Annotated in this window: 9 protein-coding genes and 3 pseudogenes; 8 read left to right on the top strand and 4 right to left on the bottom strand. The window is 37.8% G+C overall.

The window, feature by feature from the left end:
* Positions 1–1865 precede the first annotated feature (1865 nt).
* The 7 genes and pseudogenes from MSBRW_RS24440 to MSBRW_RS05275 all read left to right on the top strand — a co-directional run.
* A pseudogene (locus MSBRW_RS24440) lies at positions 1866–3141 on the top strand (PKD domain-containing protein); the annotation flags it as partial.
* 959 nt (positions 3142–4100) lie between these two features.
* The gene (locus MSBRW_RS05300) at positions 4101–7304 is read left to right on the top strand and encodes an outer membrane protein assembly factor BamB family protein (RefSeq protein ID WP_011308632.1); all 3204 of its coding nucleotides are present in this window, start codon (positions 4101–4103) and stop codon (positions 7302–7304) included.
* Positions 7305–8247: 943 nt separating this feature from the next.
* A complete protein-coding gene (gene tnpA / locus MSBRW_RS05295; protein WP_011308633.1) occupies positions 8248–8697 on the top strand; it encodes an IS200/IS605-like element ISMba18 family transposase in 450 nt (149 codons plus the stop codon).
* Positions 8698–9157: 460 nt separating this feature from the next.
* Positions 9158–10450: an outer membrane protein assembly factor BamB family protein gene (locus tag MSBRW_RS05290; protein WP_011308634.1), complete on the top strand. Its 1293-nt coding sequence runs from the start codon at positions 9158–9160 to the stop codon at positions 10448–10450.
* A gap of 328 nt (positions 10451–10778) precedes the next feature.
* Positions 10779–13715 carry a PKD domain-containing protein gene (locus MSBRW_RS20810; RefSeq protein WP_011308635.1) on the top strand — a complete coding sequence of 979 codons (2937 nt, stop codon included), beginning with the start codon at positions 10779–10781 and terminating at the stop codon, positions 13713–13715.
* A gap of 357 nt (positions 13716–14072) precedes the next feature.
* Complete coding sequence (locus tag MSBRW_RS23780) at positions 14073–19121, top strand: PKD domain-containing protein (protein ID WP_011308636.1); 5049 nt, start codon at positions 14073–14075, stop codon at positions 19119–19121.
* A 505-nt stretch (positions 19122–19626) separates the two neighbouring features.
* Positions 19627–21354 (top strand): PKD domain-containing protein, encoded by a 1728-nt coding sequence (locus tag MSBRW_RS05275; protein ID WP_011308637.1) that lies wholly within the window; start codon positions 19627–19629, stop codon positions 21352–21354.
* A gap of 338 nt (positions 21355–21692) precedes the next feature.
* Here the strand turns inward: MSBRW_RS05275 and MSBRW_RS05270 are convergent.
* Both MSBRW_RS05270 and MSBRW_RS24155 read right to left on the bottom strand, forming a co-directional pair.
* Positions 21693–22200: pseudogene (locus tag MSBRW_RS05270) on the bottom strand (IS1634 family transposase); the annotation flags it as partial.
* 241 nt (positions 22201–22441) lie between these two features.
* Positions 22442–22717, bottom strand: a complete 276-nt coding sequence (locus tag MSBRW_RS24155; protein WP_155398409.1) for a YkvA family protein — start codon at positions 22715–22717, stop codon at positions 22442–22444.
* Between the two features lie 905 nt (positions 22718–23622).
* On the opposite strand from MSBRW_RS24155, the gene MSBRW_RS20135 reads away from it, so the two are divergent.
* A complete protein-coding gene (locus MSBRW_RS20135; protein ID WP_155398122.1) occupies positions 23623–24663 on the top strand; it encodes a LamG domain-containing protein in 1041 nt (346 codons plus the stop codon).
* 52 nt (positions 24664–24715) lie between these two features.
* Here MSBRW_RS20135 and MSBRW_RS21805 read toward each other — a convergent pair.
* Both MSBRW_RS21805 and gatD read right to left on the bottom strand, forming a co-directional pair.
* A pseudogene (locus MSBRW_RS21805) lies at positions 24716–24892 on the bottom strand (IS110 family transposase); the annotation flags it as partial.
* Between the two features lie 48 nt (positions 24893–24940).
* Positions 24941–26215 carry a Glu-tRNA(Gln) amidotransferase subunit GatD gene (gene gatD / locus MSBRW_RS05255; RefSeq protein ID WP_011305051.1) on the bottom strand — a complete coding sequence of 425 codons (1275 nt, stop codon included), beginning with the start codon at positions 26213–26215 and terminating at the stop codon, positions 24941–24943.
* Between the last annotated feature and the right edge of the window lie 70 nt (positions 26216–26285).

The following is a 26285-nucleotide window of genomic DNA, read 5'->3' as shown; positions in this document are numbered from 1 at the left end:
AGCCAAAAAGGTAATAATAGCTAGAAAATAGACCAAAAAATAACATCGAATGCTATTTATTGAGCTGTGATAAATTTAATAGACGAATTGCAAATAAGATAAAAATATATTAAAAAGCTAGGCAAAGAAAGCATATTCTGTGAAAAAAATGAATTTTGTGGGATAATATAATAAAGAAAAAGTTAAATTTTGAAGAAAGTTATAATTCCGTGAAGGAAAGAAGTAATTACTGATTATAAAATTGTATTGTGCTCGACATACATATGTAAAATTATAATAGTGTTTAAAAATAAAAATAGTTATGAAGATATTAGGAAAGATTCAAACTGATGGAAAAATGATTACAAAAAGCATTACTTTTTACTGTTATTTTTCTTTCCTTATGACAAATTTATGTAAGCAATATTAATAGAGACAATTTCGTGGATAATTTTTCAACGTTACCTTTAAAGCTCAAACTTATTATCGATTTTGTTAGATTTATATCCAGTTATTTAGATTACAAGTTTGTAGATTCCAAAATAAATCCATTATTAATGTGAAATTCATTGATCTATAGATAGAGTCAAAATTTCAGATTTATGGATATACTTTGGGATCGATGTGCTGAAAAATGGAAGTAATGAGGTAAGCCAGTTTAACTCTTTATGACCAACTGCTAACTAAGGAAACAAAGTTAAGCAGTGTACCTCCCAAAATACCTCCTTAAGAACTTTTAGTTATGCCCAGATGAAAAAGATCGAATACAATCAGCACAGCCAGAGTTTATGTAGGAGATACTGAAAATAGGTATCAACTGCATAAACCTATAAACTTCACCGAAAAAAAGAGTTCCATAAATATTCCCTCAAAGTTCGAAAAAAACGTAAAAACAGCTTGGAAGTAAATTAAGGGCCCCTCCTATGGGGGTCTAAATCCTTCCATTGAGTCCACATTGTTCTCGGATAACGGTTAGCCTGCCACTTCAAGGAGTCCGAATTCCTTTCCTGAGTACGCCACTTATAGGAATACACAGGTTCCGCACAGGCTAACCTAACCCCTATGAAAACATAGGAAGAATTATATAACGAAATAGGAAAACATATCTTTTTCGTATGATTTAAAGTTTTTTTGATAATGGTATTAACTGATTAAAAAGCAATCTCAAGCCTGAAGTTCTTGAAAGCCGATGAAACAGAAAATACGGAATAAAACTAAAAATGTCCTCACTTTAAAAGCATCCTTACTTCTAGAATTTAAAAGACAGGTTATTAGCCAACAAGCTAAGAATAATTAGCCATATACATTTATTTATAAATGTTTAACAAATAGTTAGTTTAATCATATACAATTAGTTTAATCAGATATCCATTATAAATCCTTGAGAACTTTCAGGGAGAAAAGTTTACTCCAACCCGAATGTCGTTATTTGTATTCAGGTAAGATACAAAATGCCTGAACTGTAATGGTTTTTACGTTTAGATCATGTTAGAAAAATGACATGTATGGCATTTATGTTGTGTATAAAATTCGTTAATTGATTACAAATATAACATTTGCTGGGTAAATTTCAGGAAACAACTAAATTTCCTGCGTATATGTTCCAATAATCTCTTAAAAATCCAGTTGGTCTGGCACTTCAAAAGGTCCGAAACCTGATTCTGCCGCAGCCATGATACCAAAAATGTGGCCAGATTCTTCCGCCCAGACCACTGTTAACCCCATGAAAATATAGGAGATCTTCAAAAAAGAGGAACTGAAACCACTTACTTTTCTTTATACAGCTCTATGCCTGATATTTTTCCAAAAAACTGGAAAGTCAGGTTTGCCTTTCAGCAAAAATCTTGACAGGTGTTAAATCTCTTTACCAGAAGGGCTACAATTTTTTTCAAATGACGAGCTGGGGATATGGTTCTTCATATCAGGGACATGCTTACTGCGTGAATGCAGTAACCGGAAAAGAACTCTGGCACATCAATAATGTCGTAGATAACTTCTGCGGTTCTCCGGCTTACAAAGACAGCATCATTTACCTGACAACTTACAGCTTCTACGGAAATGGAGAGCTTCTTGCCTTAAATGCATCTGAGGCCAGATAATCTGGAAACAGTCAATTGAAAGATCGGATTCGACTCCTGCTTTGGCCTATGGAAATGCTACGTTTGCGGAGGAGCAAGTGGTTATAGCAACGTGCAAACTTACTGCTTCAATGCGACTACAGGCTCACCTATCTGGTCAACACCTTCAAAAATAACAGACGAAGGAGGGGTAGGAGACTGGACCTGTTCATTAGCGGTTGCCGATGGGATCGTTTATGTGGGAAGCGCAGAAGAGGGGTATTTTGGTTATGAAAATCTTTATGTTCTGGATGCCTTCACTGGCAATGTCGTCTGGAATTCTCCTTATGCCGGTTCTTCCCCTGCACTTTCAGACGGAATGCTTTTCAGTATAGGAGGCGACCAGAAAGTCTATGCCTTCAAGGACTCTTCTACCTCACCTGTCGCGAATTTCATCGCAAATGTGAAAGTGGTAAAGCACCTCTCACGGTACAGTTCAATGACACGGCCTCCGGTTCACCGACATCGTGGGCCTGGGACTTTGATAATGATGGAACTGTAGACAGCACTGAGCAGAACCCTATCTACACTTATGCTGCAGCCGGTACCTACAATGTCAACCTCACTGTTTTCAACGAGGACGGAAGCGATTCTGAGGTGAAAACCGGGCATATTAAGGTCTCCAGTCCCTTTTCAGCAAAGCCGGTAGCTGCATTTACTGCGTCGTCGACTTCGGGAAAAACACCATTAAAGGTTAAATTTACTGATACAAGTACTGGCTCTCCAACTTCTTGGTTCTGGAACTTTGGAGACGGAGCAAAGTCATTCCACCAGAATCCAATTCATAAAAGTAATAACAAAACCTGCTGCAAACTTCACCAACAGTGTTACATCAGGAAAAGCACCATTAAAGGTTAAATTTACTGACACAAGCACAGGAATACCTGCTAAATGGAGATGGGACTTTGGAGACGGAGCAAAGTCATTCCACCAGAATCCGATTCACAAATATTCAAAGACAGGAACATATACTGTTAATTTAACAGTAAAGAATGCTAAAGGCAAGAACACGGTAACAAAAACAGATTATATAACAGTGACTACATAAAAGTGACAACAAATACAAAACCGAGAATATATTCTGAAAGCAAATAACCTTAATTGAAAAATGATAAAAAATCGAGGCTAAAGGGTTGAGAGATCATTGACAAAATCTGGCAAAACAACTCTTTAGCCTCGTTGACCAGAGTTGAAAGCCAACTTTGGTTTGTAATTTTTACTAACCGGTTCCTATGAATCAATCTTTGTTCCAGCAATAAATTGTAGAAAGTCTGTTTTAAAACCTATATTCGGCATGTGCGACAAGAAGCTATACTATACTAACTGCGTCTCTGCACTATATTTGCCATTTGAGGTAATCTTACTGTGACATGCATAAACGGTAACGTTTGTGTGTGAAGCTCACAGGACAATATCAAGAAATCAAAAAGGATAATATCAAGAAATCAAAAAGGACAATATCAAGAAACCAAAAGGATAATATCAAGAAATCAAAAAGTGCAGAATCAGACTATAATGAATCTGCCAACATTATAGAAAATGGACGCATGATTCTCGGTTTACAGATGACTTCTAAAGTATTCACATTATTTGTATTATGGAACTTGGTAAACTTTATATACTTCTTCTTTGGTATGAAAGTCCGTGAGAATAATTATCTTTACGTACTCTTTCCTTCCTTTTTTCTTGAGGTCTGACTCAATTAACAGTATAGTATCTTGTCACACACTTAGAAAAGCTTGTTACTCATTTTACTAACAATCTTTTGCCAAAATAATACATTTAAATAAATTCACCTTTTCATCATTGTTTTAATTATTTTTAATTCTTTTATGGGGCAATTTATAGTTACGGAACACGAAAACCGGGCACAACATGTAAGAAAAATTTTACTGTTTCATTTTAGAAATATTTCTCAAAATTGACCAAAGAGAATTGAATAAATAACAAGTACTGACAGGGATAGTTCCAGAAATTTTGAATTTTTTATGGGAAGAGAGTAGCATGAAACAAAAAATGCGTCAACTAATTTTGATACCTATAGTAATGCTCGCAATATTGCAAAGTATACCACTGGCATTATCTGAAGAGGAAAACAACTGGCCACAGTTTCAGAATAACATAGAACATACCGGTTTTTATGCAGGAGAATTACCGGATGCATTCCAGTTACAATGGAAGAGTAGTGGAGTAGGCGCAGTTATAGATTCCGCGCCTGTAACCGCTGAAAACATGGTTTTTGTTATAAGTAGGTCCAATTCATTGAAAGCTTTGAATGTTACAACAGGTGATGTAGTATGGACTGCGAATACGGGAACAGATAAGTATGGTTCATGGTCATCTCCTGCTTATGATGATGGGATGGTGTTTGCTTCCAGAGGTACTGACACGATTTGTGTTTATGCTTCAAACGGCACTGAAAAATGGAAATTCACTAATCCGAGTGGTCAAACATCATGTAATGCCGGGCCATCAATAGCTAATGGAAAAGTCTTTTGTTCTGACTGGGGAGGAAGTCATTATTATTGTGTGGACGAGTATACTGGAAAACTCTTGTGGACTTATTCAGTAATAGGTTCCGCACAAGGTGTCCCTTCCTATAAAGACGGAAAGGTCTTCTTAACAAGTGGGTATGGTACAATAAATGTGGGCTCGAATGTATATGAAGGACAGGTATATTGTGTAGATGCAGAAAACGGCTCGAAAATATGGACCACTCCAATTACAGACAACGTATTATGTTCTGCCTCCGTAGGAAACAATGCTGTATATGTTACGTCTTATGATTTCTACACCGATAAAACTACTGCATTAAGCGCGTTGGATATAAATAATGGGCAGATCCTCTGGGAACAAAACATTCCAAGAACGGACTCCACTCCTGCACTTGCATATGGGAATGTTTACGTCTCTCCGGTATATTGTGTTAATGCTTCTTCAGGAGAAATTATCTGGAGCGGCAGTGCCGGGGGATGGACGAATTCCATGACAGTTGCAGATGGAAAAGCTTTTGCAGGCAAAAAAACTTCGTCATATGGTTATGATCACATTGTGGAATATGATGCATATACAGGCGATGTTTTATGGGAATCCACGGCTGGAGGAGCTTGTTCTATTGCAAATGGTAGTATATATACAATTGGCGATGACGGCGAAGTCTATGCCTATGGGCAGGCTGATCCTTATCTAGATATGGTTGTCCAAAATGTTTCAGTGGTCGCAGGAAGCGTCTACCCCTATTATCCGAATGAAATTGCTGCAACTATTAGAAATAACGGCAACACGTATGCTGACAACGTATCCGTATCCTTCCTGGTAAATGGTGAACAGAAAGATAACCTTGTAACAAAGATCGGAAGTAACCTGGCCAAAAATGTGAGTTTTTCCTGGACACCAGAAGCTCCAGGGGATTATAACATAACGGTTGAAGCTCATGCTACAGGGTCCGTTCCTGAAAATAATGATGCAGATAATTCTAGGGGAATAAATGTAACTGCTTTAGCTGGTGATGCAGACCTTATCCCTGTATCGATCACACCTTCTGCTATCTTTTCAAATACTTCATATGAAATGAAAGCAGTTGTGAAAAACCAGGGTACTTCCATGGCAAGTAATTTTACAGTGACCGTAAAAGAAGGAACAAATGAACTGGCTGCAAAGACTTTCGAACAGCTTGGTCCTTCCCAGAGCGCTGAACTAAATTTTACATGGGAATCCCAGGAGGCCGGAAACTTTGGGTTTACAGTATTTGCTGATACGGAGAACAATGTATCGGAAAGTGATGAAACTAATAACCAGGTGACTCTGCCTATTACGGTAAAACCGGAAACAGTAATTGAAGCAAAATCTGCAATATACTGGACACAATTTCAGGGGGGAAGTGATAGAAATGGTGTTACTGAAGGATATGCACCCCTTGATGATTCTGTTAAACTTAAGTGGAGTGCGGATGATTTTGGTGGGAATATCGATCTTTGCCCAATAGTTGTAGGAGATAACGTCTATATACTAGCTTCCAGTGGAGAATTGTATGCTTATAACAAAGCAGAAGGTAAACCAATATGGCATGCAACACTTGATGCTGCTTCGGTTTTACACTCTTCAACACCCGCATATGGAGACGGAAATCTCTTTGTATTAACTGAAGGTGGAAATCTTTATGCCTATAACGCAAGTACAGGGGTCCAGAAATGGAAAGTACATGTAACGGATGTAGGTCCAGAAAGTCCGGTTACGTATTACGATCACAGGATATACGTTGCAGAAGGTCTTGAAGGCGGGGTGGATACAAAATACTATTATTGCTACGATGACCTTGGAAACCTTTTATGGAAACATGCAACTCAGAACACATCCGGCTTCATATGGAACGGTGCATCCGTTGTAGGAGATTATCTGATATATTCTACCCATGAAGGGAATCTCACATGTCTTGACAGGAAAACAGGAGCGCTTGTCGATGAAATAAGCCTGGACAGCGATGTGTCGAGTCGGATTTTATTTGCTCTCCCTGAGCCGGGAAGATTCCGTTCCTCTGTCGCTTACCATGGCGGGTATGTCTATACGACTTCAGAGTTAGCACAGGAAACTGGTTATGTCTGGAAAGTAGGATTCGATGACTCTACTGGTACATTCCTTAACCAGGGATGGCGCTCTGACCAGATGTTCAGTACCTCGACTCCTGCAATCTATAACGGTAAAGTATACGTTGGACAGGGAGAGCATGGATATGATGGTAAGATGATCTGTTTGGATGATAGTGATGGTAAAAAAGTATGGGAATACCATGTGGATGCAGGTGTGAAATCCTCTCCTGCAGTTTCTACGTATTATGGAACACCTCGTATTTATTTCACAACTGCAGAGGATAACGGTTCCCTTTACTGCCTGAATGAATCAGGAGGTCTTGTGTGGGAATATAATCCTCCTGACGATGGGTATATCCTGCAGGGAGTAGCACTTTCTCAGGGAAAAGCTTACTTTGGAACAGATGGAGGAAATCTATACTGTGTTGAAGGAGATTGGAATGTTTTCAATGATCCAGATTCGGAGTCCGGAGCGTATATTTCACTTGACGAATTACAGACTGCCGTGCTTCATTGGAAAAAAGGTATTTCAATAGACTCTAACTACAAAATTTCACTAAACAATATACAATCGATGGTTATGTACTGGAAAAACAATTCGCCTATGAAGTTCAATAAGTGAACTTCATATTAACGAATATAATACAAGTGAATTGATGGCCTTATCGGCCATCACCTCATTTATGGGAATCGTTCCACTATTACTATGATTCCAAAACGAATGTAATATATTTTAGAATATATTACTTTAGAATGTAATATATTACTTTAGAATGTAATATATTACTTTAGAATGTAATATATTACTTTAGAATGTAATATATTACTTTAGAATGTAATATATTACTTTAGAATGTAATATATTACTTTAGAATGTAATATATTACTTTAGAATGTAATATATTACTTTATTATAGAGCTTCTCCTAAAATTCAAAATCGCATCTCTGAATTTCAAATTTGGAATTCTCAATCGAGTATATCATAACGAAAAATATTTCCAAAACTCCTATTGATTTAAGAATAAAATTGGTTTGGAGTTTGGGATGAGCTCATATATTATTCTTTATTATTTGAGGTTCCACCATTTTCTACAAAATTCCTTATTTCTCAATAATATTAAATAATAATATCTATTTTGCAAAAAAATTTGTTTAACGCACTTTAGATTTAATTTAATGAAATTTTGTGCCAATAATTCTAATTATGGTAATTCTTAGTAATATAATAAAGAAAAATACCCGATTCAAATTTTCAACACATAACTAATATTTATGTATTTATTCAATTTGTAAAAAAAATTACATGAAATGCTAATTTTTCAATGATATGTATCAGTAATTAACCATTTATCACTGAATTTTATATTCATCTACATTTTGCGCCGTTATTGGTTACAACATATCAGTAATTTTATATTTAGTAGTTTATAATCCATCATCCTCCAAAATTTTTTTGATTTGATTTCATTCGAATACCCCGCTAGCTTGCTGCGGGGATGGAAAACTTCCCCGAGAACCGTTGTTAAATAACTACCTTATATTTTTAGCTACATTTGTACTGTAAATGGAACTCAGACATGCAAACCATTGTGTCTATAAAATAAGATACCACATGGTTTTTTGTATGAAATATCGGAAAAAGCTTCTTTTAGATGCTGAAATCATTCGTTTTTTGAAAACCATATGCTTTGGAATTGGTGAAAGGTACTGTTTTGAGTTTGATGCAATTGGTACTGATGGTGATCATGTCCATCTTTTTGTTGGTGCCGAACCAAAATATTCTCCTTCAAGAGTAATGCAAATAATAAAAAGCATTACAGCAAGACAAATTTTTAAGCAATACCCTGAGATCAAAAAACAGCTTTGGGGTAGTGAACTGTGGAGTGATGGAGGATACATCGGAACCGTAGGAGATGGAACAACTTCCGATGTAATAAAAAGCTATATTGAAAATCAGGGAAATCAGGAAGAAAAAGAAGCATACAAACAAATGAAAATAATCGATTTTCAATAAGCCAATACAACCGAGCGGTGGCGCGAACATACCCCGTTGCTTGCAGCGGGGTGCGCCAGCGCAACTTTGATTTTCAAGCATGAGGGCCTCATCGACTTTCAGGGCAAGCCTCCTATGGAGTAAATCTCTTAAAACAAGGCTGAGACTACAGATATTAAGCTTATTCATTAAGTTTGTTTGTAAATATATGAAAACAGATATAGAGTATCCTTTGAAGGTAACAGTATTAATAATGTTAATAAATCAGTCAAAAAATGAGCATAATGTATAGCTAAAGGCTAACAATAATTTCCCAATTTGATTGTTTATTATATTAAGAAATACAAACTTATTTACATCCCACTAAATTAAAAAACGTAGTTGGGATTCAATCAATAACGAGTGGGTGAACTACAGGAGAATTCGCTTACCTGTGGGTATCAAAAATTGATACAGAACATTGATTAACGGAGTACCGAACATGAAAAATAAAAATTTGTTTATGCTTTTGATAAGCATGGTAATAATTGGATTGCTGCCCGTGGCAGTATCAGCTTCAAGCTGGACTTCGTTCCAGGGGAACAACGACAATAACGGAGTTACCAGTGAAAATATTACTACAACTTTTGCTACGAACTGGACTAGCACAACAGCTGCTGGTGATTATGCAGGGTTGGATGCAGGAGTTGTAATTGATGATAATAATGTTGCATATTGCGTAAATTACAATGGAACCGTATATGCATTTAACCTGACAACAGGAGCTCAGAATTGGGTTAACACCAATATTGCAAATGATAATCCGTACAGTTACGAAATATCTGTGCCTGTATATAACAATGATCGTTTATATGTTGGTTTGTCAAACGGAAACTATGGAAATACAAATATTGGTTCAACCATTTATGCACTAAATGCAACGACTGGGAATGTTGTATGGTATAATTCAAGTGACACCTATTTCCCATCTAACTACCAGATTGATTCTCCAATAAAATACGACTCTGGAAAACTGTATTTTGGCTCGGTAGGGTTTGATGAAAATTATAGTACAATTGGAGGTTACTTCTACTGTGTGGATGCAAGCAATGGCAATGTAATCTGGAGAAATGACAGCAGTACCCGTGGCTATTACGGAGCATCCCCTGCAATCATTGGTGACTATGTTGTCGTTGGGGATGACGCAGGTAAAGTACGCTCTTTCAATAAAGCGACTGGAAGCCTAGTAAGTTCTCTGGACGCGTCTTCTTACGGTAGCATCCGTTCAGGCATCGTCTACAAAAATGGATACATATACTTTACTGCTAAGCCAGGCTATTTGTTAAAAGCCTCGATTAGTCCTTCCGGCATATTGAGCAATCTACAAGCATCAAATAGCTTCGGATCTGACGTATACTCAACTTCAACTCCTGCAGTAACTAATAATTATATCTATGTAGGAACTGACAATGGCAATTATAGTAATCCTACTGGTACTGTAAAGTGTTTTGATACAAATTTGAATTTGGAAGACGAATCCTCCAATCTCGGTGGACTTGTAAAAGCCTCTCCCGTTATAACCACAAATACTTCCGGACAAGAAAGAGTGTATGTGACTACAAATAATGCCTCTGCTAAGTGCTACTATTTGAACTTTATCGATGGTTCCTTAGGTAGCAGTGGATCTTGGCAACCTAGCAACTCAACTTACACACTACAGGGAATAGCTTTTGCTAATGGATATCTTGTTTACGGAAACGATGCAGGATACCTGTACGGAGCAACTGGATTTTAAGGTAATTATTAGATTACCTTATTCCCTTTTTTTATTTATTCCACTTTTTTCTTTTTGGAATGACCTTAACTATTTAAGGTACCTTTTTTATTTATTCCACTTTTTTCCTTTTTGGATAACAATTCTTTGCCAAATTTTTAGGTATTTATACTCCTGACAATATCCTTAACTGTAAGTGTCGACCTTGCATAAAAGTGGAATCTAAAGAAATTTGCAGAACTTAATACTGTTATTGAACCTCCTTTTTCAGAAAAAATCGGTTTTTTTAAAAAATACCTGTTTGAACAGGTATCAACGTGGTCGGCAAGGATCAAACGGAGTAGATGTTATGAAAAAAATTACTTTACTAGCCTTCTTATCCATTTTTCTAATTATAGGTCTAGCATCACCAGCGCTTGCAGCCGATATAACCGGTGAGCGAACGTTAAACACTACAAGCGTGAAAGCAGGAGAAAGCTTCAGAGTAACTTTAAATGTCACAGTTTCAGGTGGCACACTTTACTCGCTAGGTATTGATGAAAATCTTCCTGACGGTTGGACTGTAACTCCAGTTCAGAATGATGGAATGACATACGAAGCTGCGAACACACAATGGGGACTCATTGATGAAATGAATCCTGGTAAAAAAACAGTAATATACAATGTTTTCGTGCCGGCAACAGCAGAAACCGAAACCTATTCAATTACAGGAGAAGTTTCAGGAAAAGAATGGGCTGATGGAGAAGAAACAGAAAGACAAAACAACATCACTGGGGATACGGATGTAACAATTGGGATTCCTGACATCCATATATATCCAGGGGATGATTTTAAATCTATTCTTCTGAATGCTCAAGAAGGTTCAACGGTATACTTGCATGCAGGGAACTATACAGGAAATGGAGGATATACAATATCTAATTCATTGCATATAATAGGGGATGGAGCAAATCTTGTTAATTTAACAAACATTGGATGGGGTGGATCACCTGGTACCACAATTGAAGGAATTCATTTTATAAACAAGGGACCACAATTTACCAGTAATTCTAATTATGATAAAATCAGAAATTGTATATTTGAGAATTCATCCGTACAAATTCAAGACGATAGCCTGTTAGAAAACTGTACTTTCATAGGTAATTCATATTTAAGGATATGGACTGGCTCTGGTGGAGGTACAATCAGAAATAATTTGTTCGAGGTATCAGGAAACGTGAGACCTTTATATCTTAAAAGAACTATGAGTAACGTTTCAGTATCAAATAATAAATTCGTGAATAACCATATAAATAACGAAGTCATTTATTTATTGCAAGCACAGAATACATCAATCACTGACAATATTTTTGATGGTATTTCTGCAGCTGGATCCGTAATTGCACCCCGTAATAGTGTGAATATAGTTATCCAAAATAACACTTTTGAAAACTGTAACGTTGATAAAGGTGCCATTGAATTCCAGGGCGACTCACAAAAAGTTACTACGTACCTAAACAACTTCATAAATTGTTCCTCTTTGACTTCAGGTTCAGGAACTGACGTTTCCTGGTCTTCTCCTTCTGAACTTAGCTACACTTATGCTGGTAAAGAAAACATAGGTGTACTTGGCAATTATTATGACCAGTATAATGGTACTGATGCAGATGGGAACGGAGTTGGAGATACTTCATACACCGTTGGATCTGATACCGATTATGCACCGCTGATAGCTACAATAGAGAATTACGGTAACATTACCGTAGCTGCACCTCAACTTCCAGTAGCAGACTTCACCAGTAATGTAACGTCGGGATCTGCTCCGTTATCAGTTAATTTCACCGATCTCTCTACAAACTCACCAACTTCATGGACCTGGGATTTCGATAATGATGGCGTTGTGGACAATACTGACCAGAATCCAACATACACTTTTACTGCTGCAGGAAATTATACTGTAAATTTGACAGTCACGAACTCAGTAGGAAGCAACAGTACTGTAAAAACAGACTATATTACTGTTTCCAAATCCTCAACACCAACAGAACCGGCACCAGTTGCTGATTTCACTGCGGACGTAACAAGCGGTACTTATCCTCTCTCAGTCCAGTTCACTGATCTTTCTGAAAATGCAACTGAATGGCTTTGGGACTTTGGAGACGGTACAAACTCTACAGAGCAGAACCCAGTGCATACCTTTTCAGAAGCAGGAAACTACACCGTCAACCTTACGGTTTCCAATGCAGAAGGGAATGATTCTGAAGTAAAAACCGAGTACATTATCGTAAGTGAACCATTGACTGGAGCTCCAGTTGCAGATTTTACAGCAACACCTACTTCTGGTAATGCTCCTCTCACTGTCAATTTCACCGATGCTTCAATTGGCAACATCTCATCCTATTCTTGGGATTTCAATAATGATGGAACTGTAGACAGCACTGAGCAAAATCCTATATACACTTATGATGCAGTCGGTACCTACACTGTCAACCTTACGGTTTCCAACGCGGATGGAAATGATTCTGAGGTAAAAACTGAGTATATTAAGGTCTCCAGTCAATCTTCAGCAAAGCCAGTAGCTGCATTTTCTGCGTCGCCTACTTCAGGAAAAGCACCATTAAAGGTTAAATTTACTGACACAAGCACTGGCTCTCCAACTTCCTGGTTCTGGAACTTTGGAGATGGAGCAAAGTCATTCCAACAGAATCCTGTTCACAAGTATTCAAAGGCAGGAATATATACTGTTAACTTGACAGTAAAGAATGCTAAAGGCAAGAACACGGTAACAAAAACAGAATATATAAAAGTGATTACAAAACCAGCTGCAAACTTCAACAGCAGTGTTACATCAGGAAAAACACCATTAAAGGTTAAATTTACTGACACAAGCACAGGAATACCTGCTAAATGGAGATGGGACTTTGGAGATGGAGCAAAGTCATTCCTTCAGAATCCGGTTCACAAGTATTCTAAGGCAGGAACATATACTGTTAACTTGACAGTAAAGAATGCTAAAGGCAAGAACACGGAAACAAAAACAGAATATATAAAAGTGATAACAAAACCTGCTGCAAACTTCACCAGCAGTGTTACATCAGGAAAAACACCATTAAAGGTTACTTTTACTGACACAAGTACAGGAATACCTGCTAAATGGAGATGGGACTTTGGAGACGGAGCAAAGTCATTCCATCAGAATCCGGTTCACGAGTATTCAAAGGCAGGAACATATACTGTTAACTTGACAGTAAAGAATGCTAAAGGCAAGAACACGGTAACAAAAACACAATATATAAAAGTTGTATAAAAATTGTAATAAAACCAGTTGCTTAAATTCTCTGAAATTCCAACCTAGAAAATCTCCATACCTGTACGGAGCAACTGGTTTTTGAGGTAATCTTGAGATTACCTTATTACCCTTTTTTATTTATTCCAGTTTTTTCCATTTTAGATAACAATTCTTTGCCAAATTTTTAAGTATTTATACTCCTGACAATATCCTTAACTGTAAGTGTCGACCTTGCATAAAAGTGGAATCTAAAGAAATTTGCAGAACTTAATACTGTTATTGAGCCTCCTTTTTCAGAAAAAATCGGTTTTTTTAAAAAATACCTGTTTGAACAGGTATCAACGTGGTCGGCAAGGATCAAACGGAGTAGATGTTATGAAAAAAATTACTTTACTAGCCTTTTTATCCATTTTTCTAATCATAGGTCTAGCATCACCAGCGCTTGCAGCCGATATAACCGGTGAGCGAACGTTAAACACTACAAGCGTGAAAGCAGGAGAAAGCTTCAGAGTAACTTTAAATGTCATAGTTTCAGGTGGCACACTTTACTCGCTAGGTATTGATGAAAATCTTCCAGACGGTTGGACTGTAACACCAGTTCAGAATGATGGAATGATATACGATGCTGAAAACATGCAATGGGGACTCATTGGTGAAATGAATCCTGGTAAAAAAACAGTCATATACGATGTTTTCATGCCGGTAACAACGAAAACCGGGATATATTCAATAACAGGAGAAGTATCAGCAAAGGAATGGACTGATGGAAACGAAGTAGAAAGACAAAACAATATCACAGGAGATACGGATGTAACAATAGAAATAATGACATCAGGTGGACTCGCAAATTCGGCATGGCCTAAGTTTCAGAGAGATCTCAACAACTCTGGACAATCGTCATACAACGGGCCCCAAACAAACAATAGCATTTGGACATACACTGCAACAAAGCAGATAAGCAGTTCGCCAGCAATTGGGACAGATGGAACGATATACATCGGAAGCTACGACAACAAATTATACGCATTGAATTCCGATGGAACCCTAAAATGGAGCTACACTACAGGAAACAGAATAAGTAGTTCTCCAGCAATCGGAGTGGATGGGACAGTATATATCGGAAGCTATGACAAAAACATATACGCACTAAACCCCGATGGAACTCTAAAATGGAGCTACACTACAGGAAACAGGATAAGCTGTTCTCCTGCAATCGGGACAGATGGAACTGTTTACATCGGAAGCAACGACAAATACCTATATGGATTAAATCCAGATGGAACTCTAAAATGGAAATACTACGCAGGAGCACAGCTACAGTGTACTCCAGCAATCGGAACAGACGGAACAATATATATCGAAAGCGGCTACAGAGATGTTTATGCATTAAATCCTAATGGAACTCTTAAATGGAGCTACAATGGAGGGGAAGGGGTAGCAGGTTCACCAGCAATAGGGGCGGACGGAACAATATATTTTGGAACTACTGACAACAAAAAAATATATGCATTAAATCCCGAAGGAACTCTTAGATGGAGCTATACTGCAGGAGGCAATTTAGGAAGTTCACCAGCAATAGGAGCAGATGGAACAATATATATTGGAAGCAGCGACAACAAATTATATGCGTTAAACTCTGATGGAACACTCAAATGGACATATGCAATAACAGGAAACCAGATTGGTTCACCGGCAATAGGAGCAGATGGAACTATCTACTTCGGGAGCAATGACAACAAATTATATGCATTAAACCCTGACGGAACATTAAAATGGACATATGCCGTAGAAAACCAGATAGTTAGTTCACCAGCAATAGGAGCAGATGGAACCTTATATATTGGCAGCCTCGACAAGAAATTATATGCTTTTAGAGACGCTGATTTCCCTACATCGAACTTCATGGCAATGCCGACTTCTGGCGAAGTTCCACTGAATGTTAATTTCACCGATCTCTCTACAAACTCACCAACTTCGTGGGCCTGGGACTTCGATAATGATGGTGTTGTGGACAGTACTGACCAGAATTCAACATACACTTTTACTGCTGCAGGAAACTATACTGTAAATTTGACAGTCACAAACTCAGTTGGTAGCAACAGTACTGTGAAAACGGATTACATTACTGTTTCCAAATCCTCAACACCAACAGAACCGGCACCAGTCGCGGCTTTTACTGCTGATGTAACAAGCGGTACTGCTCCTCTTTTGGTTAATTTCACAGACCAGTCAACTGGATCACCGACTTCCTGGTTCTGGAACTTTGGAGACGGTACCAATGCTACCGAGCAGAATCCAGCGCACACATACACATCAGCCGGTAATTACACCGTCAATCTTACGGTTTCCAATTCAGAAGGGAGTGATTCTGAAGTAAAAACCGAGTTTCTACTTATAAGTTTAGCATCACCAGCACTTGCAGCCAATATAACCGGTGAGCGAACGTTAAACAACACAAATATAAAAGCAGGAGAAAGCTTCAGAGTAACTTTAAATGTCACAGTTTCAGGTGGCACACTTTACTCGCTAGGTATTGACGAAAATCTTCCTGACAGTTGGACTGTAACTCCAGTTCAGAATGATGGAATGACATACGAAGCTGCGAACACACAATGGGGACTCATTGGTGAAATGAATCCTGGTAGAAAAACAGTCATATACGATGTTTTCGTGCCGGCAACAGCAGAAACAGAAACCTATTCAATTACAGGAGAAGTTTCAGCAAAAGAATGGACTGATGGAGAAGAAACAGAAAGACAAAACAACATCACAGGGGATACGGATGTAACAATTGGGATTCCTGACATCCATATATATCCAGGGGATGATTTTAAATCGATTATTGAGAATGCACCCGTTGATTCGACAATATACTGGCATTCAGGAGAATATGGAAGTGATCTAAGGACTACTACTGTTAATATCCTTGCTCCTTTAAATGTGATCGGTGATAGCCAGGACTCAGTTATACTTCATAATGTTCGCATGGAGGTAAACAATTTTGCTAATAATTCTCTATTTGAAAACCTTCAATTTACGGGATCAAAAGGACTAGGCATTAGTTCTATTGTTTATAATTCTGAGTTCTTGGATGTAAGGAATTGTTTATTTAAAAATGCTGTAGGATCATTGATGGTTAGAGATAGTACAATTATAGAAAACTGCACTGTAAAAGACAGTCAATTTAATATATATATTATAAATGGAGAAGGCGGTGGATTTGTAAAAAACAATACTTTTGAGAATGACAATTACAAATACATAATGAAAATAAACAACGTAAATAATGTGACGTGTGTAAAAAATAATTATCAGAATTGCAAAGTAACATTGAGTATATTTAATTTCGTTGGAACGAACAATAAAATTGATATATATCAAAACGACTTCATTAACTGTAGCTCTTATGCCTATTACCCGGGTAACGATGCGGGCGTTTCCTGGTCTTCTCCTTCTGAACTCAACTACAATTATGCTGGTAAAGAGCACATAAGCATACTTGGCAATTACTTCGACCAGTACAAAGGCGCTGATGCGGATGAGGACGGAGTTGGAGATACTTCATACACAGTTGGCTTTGGTACAGATTATGCACCTCTGATTGCTCCAATAGAGAATTACGGTAACATTACCGTAGCTGCATCTCAACTCCCGGCAGCAGACTTCACCAGTAATGTAACGTCGGGATCTGCTCCGTTATCAGTTAATTTCACCGATCTCTCTACAAACTCACCTACCTCGTGGGCCTGGGACTTCGATAATGATGGTGTTGTGGACAGTACTGACCAGAATACAACATACACTTTTACTGCTGCAGGAAACTATACTGTAAATTTGACAGTCACGAACTCAGTAGGAAGCGACAGTACTGTGAAAACGGATTACATTACTGTTTCCAAATCCTCAACACCAACAGAACCGGCACCAGTTGCTGATTTCACTGCGGACGTAACAAGCGGTACTGCTCCTCTCTCAGTCCAGTTCACTGATCTTTCTGAAAATGCAACTGAATGGAACTGGGACTTTGGAGACGGTACAAACTCTGCAGAGCAGGACCCAGTGCATACCTTTTCAGAAGCAGGAAACTACACCGTCAACCTTACAGTTTCCAATGCAGAAGGGAATGATTCTGAAGTAAAAACCGAGTACATTATCGTAAGTGAACCTCATTCTGGCACTCCTGTTGCAGATTTTACAGCAACACCTACTTCTGGTAATGCTCCTCTCACTGTCAATTTCACCGATGCTTCAATTGGCAACATCTCGTCCTATTCTTGGGATTTCAATAATGATGGAACTGTAGACAGCACTGAACAGAACCCCTCATATACTTACGATAAGGTAGGTACTTACACTGTCAACCTTACGGTTTCCAACGCGGATGGAAACGATTCTGAGGTAAAAACTGAGTATATTAAGGTCTCCAGTCAATCTTCAGCAAAGCCAGTAGCTGAATTTTCTGCGTCTCCTACTTCAGGAAAAACACCATTAAAAGTTAAATTTACTGATACAAGTACTGGCTCTCCAACTTCCTGGTTCTGGAACTTTGGAGATGGGTCAAAGTCATTCCACCAGAATCCGATTCACAAGTATTCCAAAGCAGGAACATATACTGTTAACTTGACTGTAAAGAATACTAAAGGCAAGAACACGGTAACAAAAACACAATATATAAAAGTGATAACAAAACCGGTTGCAAACTTTTCTGCAACTCCAACCTCAGGAAAAACACCATTAAAGGTTAAATTTACTGACACAAGCACAGGAATACCTGCTAAATGGAGATGGGATTTTGGAGATGGATCAAAGTCATTCCTTCAGAATCCGGTTCATAAATATTCAAAGGCAGGAACATATACTGTTAACTTGACGGTAAAGAATGCTAAAGGCAAGAACACGGTAACAAAAACACAATATATAAAAGTGATAACAAAACCGGTTGCAAACTTTTCTGCAACTCCAACCTCAGGAAAAATACCATTAAAGGTTAAATTTACTGACACAAGCACAGGAATACCTGCTAAATGGAGATGGGACTTTGGAGATGGATCAAAATCATTCCTCCAGAATCCTGTTCACAAGTATTCTAAGGCAGGAACATATACGGTTAATTTAACAGTAAAGAATGCTAAAGGCAAGAACACGGTAACAAAAACACAATATATAAAAGTGATTACAAAACCTGCTGCAAACTTCACCAGCAGTGTTACATCAGGAAAAACACCATTAAAGGTTACTTTTACTGACACAAGTACAGGAATACCTGCTAAATGGAGATGGGACTTTGGAGACGGAGCAAAGTCATTCCAACAGAATCCGATTCATAAGTATTCAAAGGCAGGAACATATACGGTTAATTTAACAGTAAAGAATGCTAAAGGCAAGAACACGGTAACAAAAACACAATATATAAAAGTTGTATAAAAATTGTAATAAAACCAGTTGCTTAAATTCTCTGAAATTCCAATCTCTAGAAAATTTTTATTAGCGGTAGGATTTACTGACGAAATCACAGGAGTTCCTACCGCATGAAATGGAGTTTTGGAGACGGAAAAACTTCAAGATAAAAAAATCCAGAACATCAGTGTTTTCAGAAAGGAAACTATAAGGTTACAATTACATGGTTAACGTTTCAGGCTACCTGTACGGAGCAACTGGTTTTTGAGGTAATATTCAGATTACCTTTTTTTATTTATTCCAGTTTTTTCCTTTTTGGATAACAATCCTTTGCCAAATTTTTAGATATATATACTCCTGACAATATCCTTAACTGTAAGTGTCGACCTTGCATAAAAGTGGAATCTAAAGAAACTTGCAGAATTTAATACTGTCACTGAACCTCCTTTTTCAGAAAAAATCGGTTTTTTTAAAAAATACCTGTTTGAACAGGTATCAACGTGGTCGGCAGGGATCAAACGGAGTAGATGTTATGAAAAAAATGACTTTACTAGCCTTCTTGTCCATTTTTCTAATTATAGGTTTAGCATCACCAGCGCTTGCAGCCGATATAACCGGTGAGCGAACGCTAAACACTACAAGCATGAAAGCAGGAGAAAGCTTAAGAGTTACTTTAAATGTCACAGTTTCAGGTGGCACACTTTACGCACCTGGGATTGACGAAAACCTTCCAGACAGTTGGACTGTAACTCCAGTCCAGAACAACGGAATGATATATCAGGCTGCGAACACGCAATGGGCACTCATTGATGAAATGGGGCCTGGTAAAAAAACAGTCATATATGATGTTTTCGTGCCGGCAACAACGAAAAACGGGACATACTCAATTACAGGAGAAGTATCAGCAAAAGAATGGGCTGATGGAGAAGAAATCAAAAGGCAAAACAACACCACAGGGGATACGAATGTAACGATAGGGGTTCCTGACATTTATAAACCAATACCAGTTGCTGCTTTTAATGCCGACATAACTAACGGTTTTGCCCCACTTACGGTTAACTTCACTGACCAATCCACAGGTACACCTACATCATGGATTTGGGATTTTGGAGATGGTAACAATGCTACAGAGCAGAACCCAGTGCATACATACACATCAGCCGGTAATTACACAGTCAATCTTACGGTTTCAAATGCAGAAGGAAGTGATTCTGAAGTAAAGACCGAGTACATTATCGTAAGTGAACCTCTACCTGGAGCTCCGGTTGCAAACTTCACAGCCAACAGGACCAGTGGAAAAGCTTCGCTTGATGTTCAGTTTACAGATGCATCAATTGGCAACATCTCATCCTATTCTTGGGATTTCAATAATGATGGAACTGTTGACAGCACTGAACAGAACCCAGTATACACTTATGCTGTAGCCGGCATCTACACTGTCAACCTCACTGTTTTCAACGAGGATGGAAGCGATTCTGAGGTAAAAACTGGGTATATTAAGGTATCCAGTCAATCTTCAGCAAAGCCAGTAGCTGCATTTTCTGCGTCTCCAACATCAGGAAAAACGCCATTAAAAGTTAAATTTACTGATACTAGCACTGGCTCTCCAACTTCCTGGTTCTGGAACTTTGGAGATGGATCAAAATCATTCCACCAGAATCCGATTCATAAGTATTCAAAAGCAGGAACATATACGGTTAATTTAACAGTAAAGAATGCTAAAGGCAAGAACACGGTAACAAAAACACAATATATAAAAGTGATAACAAAGCCGGTTGCAAACTTCACCAGCAGTGTTACATCAGGAAAAACCCCATTAAAGGTTAAATTTACCGACACAAGCACCGGGACACCTGCTAAATGGAGATGGGACTTTGGAGACGGAGCAAAGTCATTCCAACAGAATCCGATTCATAAGTATTCAAAAGCAGGAATATATACTGTTAACTTGACGGTAAAGAATGCTAAAGGCAAGAACACGGTAACAAAAACAGAATATATAAAAGTGATATCAAAACCTGTGGCAAACTTCACCAGCAGTGTTACATCAGGAAAAACGCCATTAAAGGTTAAATTTACTGACACGAGCACAGGGACACCTGCTAAATGGAGATGGGACTTTGGAGACGGAGCAAAGTCATTCCAACAGAATCCGATTTATAAGTATTCAAAAGCAGGGACATACACTGTTAACTTGACAGTAAAGAATGCTAAAGGCAAGAACACGGTAACAAAAACAGAATATATAAAAGTTGTATAAAAGTGACAACAAATACAAAACTGAGAATATATTCTGAAAGTGAATAAATCTTTAACTTGAACAAAGATAAAAAAATCGAGGCTAAAGGGTTGAAAAATTATTGACAAAATCTGGCAAAATAGCCCTTTCTGGCAAAATAGCCCTTTAGCCTTGTTGACTCGAGTTAAAAGTCAACTTTGGTTTGCAATTTTTAATAACCAGTTCCTATGAATCAATTTTTGTTCCAGCAAGAAATCCTGACTTTGACAGTATCCATTAATTGGTACTGAATATCTCCTTCTTTTTTAGTCCAATTGACCTGACACTCTGCATGAGTTTATAAAAATAGGATATGTGTTTTATGTAATTCCATTCATTTTTGCTACTATCAAGCTATTAATAGTAGCTATTAATAATAGCAAAATTCGCAAAAATATGTCCCTTGATCCCATTTATCTTAATGTTATCATCCGACCATACTCTCAACGGTTTAATATTAATTTCGTTCTTCAATGAATGGAATATTTTCTCAATAGAATCCTTTTTCCTGTATGTTATCAATGCATCTTCAAGTGTCAAATCCCTGTTTGATTTCAGACAGAAAAATTCTTCACTTCCATTAATCAGTGAAGCTTTCAGGAGTTCTATAGCTTCCTCATCACTCAGCTCTTCTAGTTTAGTTCTAAAAGAGTAATTAATCTCAATCAACGTATTATTTACTCTGAATTTCTTAGGAAGTTTTTTGTTGTTTATGACAGCTTTTTGAATATCTCTTGCTTCTTGTAATTTCTTCACAACAGCTCTTAATTTTGCTTCTAGCTGTTTTTTCTGTAGAGATTCAGAGAAATAGGAGTACTTAACACTACTTCGACATCCTTTATAAAACTCAAGTGGTTTCTGGTTAAAATATTAAGAAATATTACAACCTTGTGCCCGAATATAACCCGAGTAGAATTTTAAAAACAAAAATCTAAAAAGTACACTGCTTTTTCTGGCTAGTGTTATGGCAATTTAATTATTGAGCATAATTTTTGATTTATTCTCATCAATATGTAGCGATTCAGAGTTAACATGTGACCAATAACTAAATTTTCTTGACACTAGAAACTTATTTACTCAAAATTTGAACATAATTTTCTATATACACATTTTTGGGTACTGATCTAATTGCAATGTATAAAAGCACAGGGACGATTATCATGTCATCAAGAGAACCAATTACAGGTATGAAATCCGGTATTAAATCAATTGGTGATAATGCATAACCTATGGCGATCCATAACAGTATTTTTGCAGTTTTGGGGGTTCGAGGATCTACATATATAAGTTTGCATAGTTCTATGTACTTTTTTGCATTATTCTTTATTTCTTTTAGTTTCAACATAACTAACATAAATACAGAACTGATTGTTTATAAATAATTATCTGTATTATCTGAAATATATATTCAGTAATCTGTAAAAACGATACGCTGGTCAGCGAATAATTGAATAAAGGTGAATAAATCAAGACTTTTCGGGCATTAATTAGAGAAATCTGTAACTTAAAGCAGATGTGTTTTGAGTTAAGGTTCTTATTTTGAGATTTATTTTAATATTGGAAAACTTATAGAATTTTTTATCTAAATTTTTCTAATATTTTACATAATTTCTAACTTACTAAGCTTATCATAAAAATAAGAAAATACAACTTTAGAGGATAAAATACATTAAATAGTTAGTTTACAAATGAATTATTAATTTATGCCGGAAATTTTGGGGGTGTCTGGTGTTATTGGATATATTTTTTCTCTTAGCTACTATCTTAAAATTAAGTAATCTTTGTTCTCTAATTTTTCATATATTAAGGCTCGAATTTTGCAAAATTATATATTATTTTAAAAATACTTTAACCTTTCTATTTAATGACAAATAAGAAAATTTTTCAAAGATGTTTTCTATTGATATTATGATTAATATGAATAAAAAATATCTACAGCTCTTAATGTTAAGTACATTAGGATTGCTTTTGATCGCAAACACCGCTGCTGCAGACACCTATCTAAATTGGTGTGGTAAAGAGTGGTGGGTAAGAAGTGGAACTGGTAATCCTGGTAGTAACAACTGGAACAGTTCAGACAACAGTGTTTGGGTTGATGAAAACGAGAACCTACACTTGACAATCCAAAAAGTAGGAGATATGTGGTATTCTACGGAAGTTGATACAACATCCGCTGACTATACCTATGGTGTATACTCGTGGACGGTTTCATCACCAATACTGAATCTCGATCCTAACATTGTAGCTGCTATGTTCTACCGTCATAACGATACCAATGAGATAGACATTGGAGCTACTCAGTGGGGATGGATGTACAGTGACAGGCTTAACTATGGTGTCGCGCCAAATTCATACCAGAGTGCAATACCTTATGATTCTCCTTACCAAAACGCTACAGACGTGACATACAGTTTTGATTGGGAGCCAACATATGTACACTTCACCGCAAAGCTTTCTAATGGAACTGTTATATCTGACTGGAATTGTACAGATCAGACGAGCATCCCACATGTAGCTGGTGGAGTTGCGATGCAGATGTGGCTTATGAATCACCTAGCGCCGATAAATGGACAGAATGCAGAAATGGTTTTATCTGACTTTAGTTATGTACCATCTTCTGTCGCCCCAGACACTCCAGACGCTCCAGACGCTCCAGACACTTCAGACACCTATCTAAACTGGTGTGGTAGAGAGTGGTGGGTAAGAAATGTACCTGGTAATCCTGGTGGTAACAACTGGAGCAATTCAAGCAACAGTGTTTGGGTTGATGAAAACCAGAACCTACACCTGACAATCCAGAAAATTGGAGATATCTGGTATTCAACAGAGGTTGATACAACATCCACTGACTATATCTATGGTGTATATACGTGTACGGTCTCATCACCAATACTGAATCTCGATCCTAATATTGTAGCTGGTATGTTCTTCCGACATAACGATACTAATGAGATAGATATTGAAGCTACTCAGTGGGGCGGGATATACAGTGACAGACTTAGTTATAGTGTCCAGCCAAATGCCTACCAGAGTGCAATACCTTACGACTCTCCTTACCAAAACGCCACAGACGTGACATACAGTTTTGATTGGGAGCCAACGTATGTTCACTTCACCACAAAGCTTTCTAATGGAACTGTCATTTCTGACTGGAACTGTACAGATCAGACAAGTATCCCACATGTAACTGGTGGAGTTGCGATGCAGATGTGGCTTATGAATCATTTGGCACCGATAAATGGACAGAATGCAGAAATGGTTTTATCTAACTTTAGTTATGTACCATCTTAATTGAGGCGAAAGCCTCTTTCCTTGGCATGAAAGTCCGTGAGAATAATTCTCCTCACGTACTCTCTCCTTCCTTTTTTCCCATAATTGCGATTATTCCACTAATTATTGTGATACGATCGTCAACTGAAAACATCTCAGTCTCAACAATCTTCCTCTTATTAACTTCTCCTTTTTCGTACCCGGTCTCATCTTCATACATCTCATCATTTGTGATAAGAAAACAAAAAATAAGAAAATAAGGTTCAGGAAAAAGAAGTGAAGAAAGAAAAATGATTTTTTACTTAAAACAGCACTTTGTAATCTCTCCACTGATATCTTCCCTGAGCATTTTGACAGCTTCGTTAAATTCATCGGTCTGACCGAGCACCCACATAAGTTTAACAAGGGCGATTTCAGGCAGGGTATCTTCTCCTTCGATTGCACCGGCTTTCAGCATATCACGGCCAGTATCATAGACGCGGTCGCAGATTCTGCCATTAAGGCACTGAGACGTAACTATAACAGGCATTTTTGCATCTGTTGCTTTCTGAATCTTGGGAATCCATTTTGTAGACACATGCCCAAGCCCAGTACCTTCGAGAACCAGTCCTCTGTACCCGCTGTCAATGTAATGGTCAAGGATTTCAGGACCTGAACCGGGAGTGAATTTAACAAGAGCACATTTCGGTTCCATGCCTGGATTGAATTTGAGAGGTCTTTCTCCACGTTTGATATAGTCAATGAAAGTTTTTATTTTTCTTGTATTGTAATCCACGATTCCTATAGGTCGGGAATTTATTGACTTGAAGGCATCTCTGCGGGAAGTATGCATTTTCCTGACTTTAGTTCCACGGTGGATCTCACAGAAATCATCTGAGGTTGTTCCATGCATAACAACCGAAACTTCAGCAATATCACTAATAGCAACAAGGGCCGCACATATTGCATTCATGGCATTGTCACTGCTCGGACGGTCTGCACTTCTCTGGGAACCTACAATAACGATGGGCACAGGTGTTTCAATCATAAAGGAAAGGGCTGCAGCCGTGTACATCATGGTGTCTGTCCCGTGGGTTACGATTACTCCATCGGCACCTGCCTCGATTTCCTCTACGATGGCACGTGCAAGGTTTTGCCAGGACTCCGAATCCATGTTTTCCGAGAGAATGCTTGAGATTACCCTGCCTTTGAAATCAGCTATCTCTCTGAGTTCAGGGATAGCTGCAAGGATATCGTCAGCAGTAAACTGGGAAGTTACTGCACCCGTCCTGTAATCGATTTTGCTTGCAATCGTTCCGCCTGTGGAAAGAATAGCAACCTTTGGAAGCTTTTTTCCAGATTTCTGGACCTCCTCTCCTGCCGTTTTATGTTCTTTTCCGCCGTTCAGGCCTCCATTTGTGTTTTCACCATTGTTTTCCAGAAGAGTTATCTTTACCTTATCCATGGAAAAACCGGCATTGTAACCGCTGTTCATTTTTATTGTAATATATCCTTCCATGGACGGCATCACTTTACCTTCGTAGACAGTGCCGTTCTTTTCAATACGTACCCGATCGCCCTGTTTGAATTCCATAAATAATCCCTTTTATGACAACTTTTTGAAATGATGTATAGATGACCAGCATTTCGGTATTATACAGACA

The sequence above is a fragment of the Methanosarcina barkeri str. Wiesmoor genome, assembly GCF_000969985.1.
Lineage (GTDB): Archaea > Halobacteriota > Methanosarcinia > Methanosarcinales > Methanosarcinaceae > Methanosarcina > Methanosarcina barkeri_B.
The sequence above is the reverse complement of the archived record's forward strand: the minus strand, read 5'-3'. Positions and strand labels throughout refer to the sequence as shown.